This window comes from uncultured Clostridium sp. (assembly GCF_947036855.1).
In the GTDB taxonomy this organism is placed as follows: Bacteria; Bacillota; Clostridia; order Clostridiales; family Clostridiaceae; genus Sarcina.
Window position 1 is genome coordinate 1 of the sequence record NZ_CAMQRY010000202.1, and the last position, 2,941, is coordinate 2,941.

At 26.5% G+C, this 2,941-nt stretch carries 4 protein-coding genes; 2 read left to right on the top strand and 2 right to left on the bottom strand.

Annotation, left to right across the window (positions count from 1 at the left end; translation table 11 throughout):
- Both Q0V15_RS12730 and Q0V15_RS12735 read left to right on the top strand, forming a co-directional pair.
- On the top strand, positions 1-642 hold a 642-nt coding region (locus tag Q0V15_RS12730; RefSeq protein ID WP_297439515.1), incomplete at its 5' end, for a metallophosphoesterase.
- 137 nt (positions 643-779) lie between these two features.
- Positions 780-1,034: a hypothetical protein gene (locus tag Q0V15_RS12735; protein WP_297439516.1), complete on the top strand. Its 255-nt coding sequence runs from the start codon at positions 780-782 to the stop codon at positions 1,032-1,034.
- Between the two features lie 142 nt (positions 1,035-1,176).
- On the opposite strand, the gene Q0V15_RS12740 is transcribed toward Q0V15_RS12735, so the two are convergent.
- Both Q0V15_RS12740 and Q0V15_RS12745 read right to left on the bottom strand, forming a co-directional pair.
- Positions 1,177-1,830, bottom strand: a complete 654-nt coding sequence (locus Q0V15_RS12740; RefSeq protein WP_297439517.1) for an AIM24 family protein — start codon at positions 1,828-1,830, stop codon at positions 1,177-1,179.
- A 269-nt stretch (positions 1,831-2,099) separates the two neighbouring features.
- Positions 2,100-2,941, bottom strand: an 842-nt coding sequence (locus Q0V15_RS12745; RefSeq protein WP_297439518.1) for a transposase, incomplete at its 5' end; no start/stop codon positions are given.

Consider the following 2,941-nt stretch of genomic DNA (forward strand, 5'->3'; position numbering starts at 1 on the left):
ATAAAACAACTTGATAAATTAGTAAATAAAATTAACTCTGAAAATCCAGATATAGTAATACTTACTGGTGATTTAGTTGATAAAATGAAATATTATTTTGATGATGGGAAAGCAGATTTAATACTTGCTAAGATATCTGCTAAAATAGGTAAATTTGCTGTATATGGAAATCATGATTCTACACCGAGTGATAGGTATACATATCCTAAAATACTTAAAAATGCTGGTTTTACCCTTTTAAAAAATGAAAATAAAAAAATTAAAGTTAATGATAAACATATAAATATAATGGGTATTGATGATTTTTTCCAAGGAAAGATTGATATTCCTAAAGCTACATCTAATATAAATAAAGATGATTTCAATTTACTACTACTGCATGAACCTGATTTAATTGATAAATTCACAACTTATCCTATTGATTTAGCACTTGCAGGACATAGTCATGGTGGACAAATCTTTATTCCCTTTTATGGAGTTCTTGTAAATACAGGACTTGCTGAGAGATATGATAGAGGTTTTTATACAATTGGAGAAAATAAAAACATTTTATTATATGTTAATACAGGTATTGGAAGTACAGGTCTTCCTGTTAGATTTGGATGTATTCCTAATATAACAATATTAGAAATTAACTTCTAAATTACTAACACTTTTATAAAATAAAACATATATATAGTTAATAATAACAATATTGTAAATATCTCATTTATTCTGATTTTAAACAATAAATTAGTGCTATAATATAGATATTATGATTTTTTAGAGGAGATTTTAATATGCCATCATTAAATCCAATTTCACAAACAGTTCTTATTATAATAGGGGCATTCATTTTATTGTCTGCTGATTTAATAACAACTACAGTAGAAATTTCTAGATCTGAAGAGGATCCTGATAAAGAAAAGAAAGCTAGACTAAAAAATCTATTATCTGAAAAAATGAATTTTGCATTTATAGGTGTATCAGTAGTACTTGTATACTATATAATTAATTTTGCAATTTTCCTTTTAGGTCATTTTCATAGAAATTAGTTAGCTTATACAATTCATTAAAGGTTTGTTTTAAGACAAGCTTTTTTTATTTTAAAATACTAAAAATAGAGTATAGATAATTCACTTTATAAATGAATTATACATACTCTATTTGTGCTTTAATTTGAATTATTTATCAGGATTATAATTCTGGGTTACTCATATATGAATTTAAAGTTTTTGTTTGGTACCAAACTGTTCCAGGTCCTGAAACCTTAACTGCTTTACCTTCGCCTTCAAGCTTACCTTTTCTTGTATGCTCTAGCTCTACAACAGTATACTCAGTGCTTAAATGTCTTAAAATAATATGGTCTGTATCTATAATCATTGACTGACCTTCATTTAACTCTTTTTCAATAATTGCTCCATAAGCACTAAGGCATAAAGTTCCTGTTCCTTTAACTTCAAGTCTAAATATTCCCTCACCACTAAACATTCCTTTTATTCCTTCATCCTCAACTGAGTATGTTACATCACCAACTGATGCTAAGAAACACTTTTCTTCTATAACATATTTTCTTTTGTCTTCTAACTCAATAATTAACACATCACCAAGTCTTCTGTCTGTTACAACTAATTCACCATCTTCCTTAGCTGTATATTCCTCAGTCATCACCTTATGACCTGAAATAAATTTTTCTAAAGTTTTTTTCATATCTTTATGCTTTTTTAAAACTACATCAAAAGTATCTGTCATTGACAAAAATGAACCTTCTGCAACAGTGATAACCTCACCTTTACTTGCAATAATTTTTATAACACCTGTATTTGAGCATAACTTTTCAAATTTAGCCATTTATAATCACCCCTACAAAATCCCTACTATTCTATTAAAAGTTTCCTTTAATATATTTTAATAATATTCTTACCTACTCTTATTTTCAATTTTTTATAATTGATTATAATAATGAAAAACTTTAAAACTAGTAACACTAAAAATAGTAATTTATCATATTTTCTATCTTTATTTTATTTTTAAATACTTTTCAAATAAATTTCATTGAACTACTACACCCACAAGGGGCGTAGATTCTTTTAACGTAGTTTGGTATTTAAGTTTCCACCTTAACAGGCAACCCTTATACGTTTAGGCGAGTTCAATTGCCCATTATCCCTCACTAAATTGATTAGGTCGGGAATACATTTCTCTGATTTTCTAAGTATATTTAAACTTCCGTTTATATCTGAATTTACAAGTCCAAAACTACTTACAAAAAGACCTCTTACTATTCTTCTTGATTTATCATAACTCTTCTTTGTAATAGGTTCTAAATCAAATGCAGAACAACCACTTGTATAGCTTTCTTCTTGGAACTTAACATCTATACCTTGCAATTTAGCTTTATAACTAATTAAGTCAGCTAAACGTTGTATCGGAATTTGAACAAAAGTTTTATTAAAATTCATATCTTGTTTGATTCCTTTTAATTTACCTATTACAATTTTACCAACACCATTTTTAATAGCTTTATCAATTATAGATTTAGAAACTTTATGCATATAGTCATTAATATAATTATTTCTATATCTTCTAATTTTATTAATTTTTTTAGTGTTTTTAAACTTATCAGAGCCACATTTAAACATTTCTATTGATTGAAAATGTGCTATCTGCTTATTAGTATAAGAATTAACTGATTTCAACTTTTTACCACAAAAGATATATTGATTTAAGCCATCTTTAAAAGTTAATGTAGCAATGTTGTCTAAACCTAAATCTATACTACACACATTGGTTTTATCGTTTTCTAACTCTTGTTTATTGTAAATCACAATTAAACACCAACATTTTTGAACTTTATCATAATTAAATCTTGCTTGTTGTAAGCTATTCCAGTTTATAATGCTTTGTAGTTTTTTAGAAACTGCAAAATTAAGACTTTCCACATTAAACAACGACTTTATAG

Excerpts from the sequence above, each read along its gene's own strand:
- Q0V15_RS12735 (WP_297439516.1), top strand. The coding sequence starts at position 780 with ATGCCATCATTAAATCCAATTTCACAAACAGTTCTTATTATAATAGGG.
- Q0V15_RS12740 (WP_297439517.1), bottom strand. The coding sequence starts at position 1,830 with ATGGCTAAATTTGAAAAGTTATGCTCAAATACAGGTGTTATAAAAATT.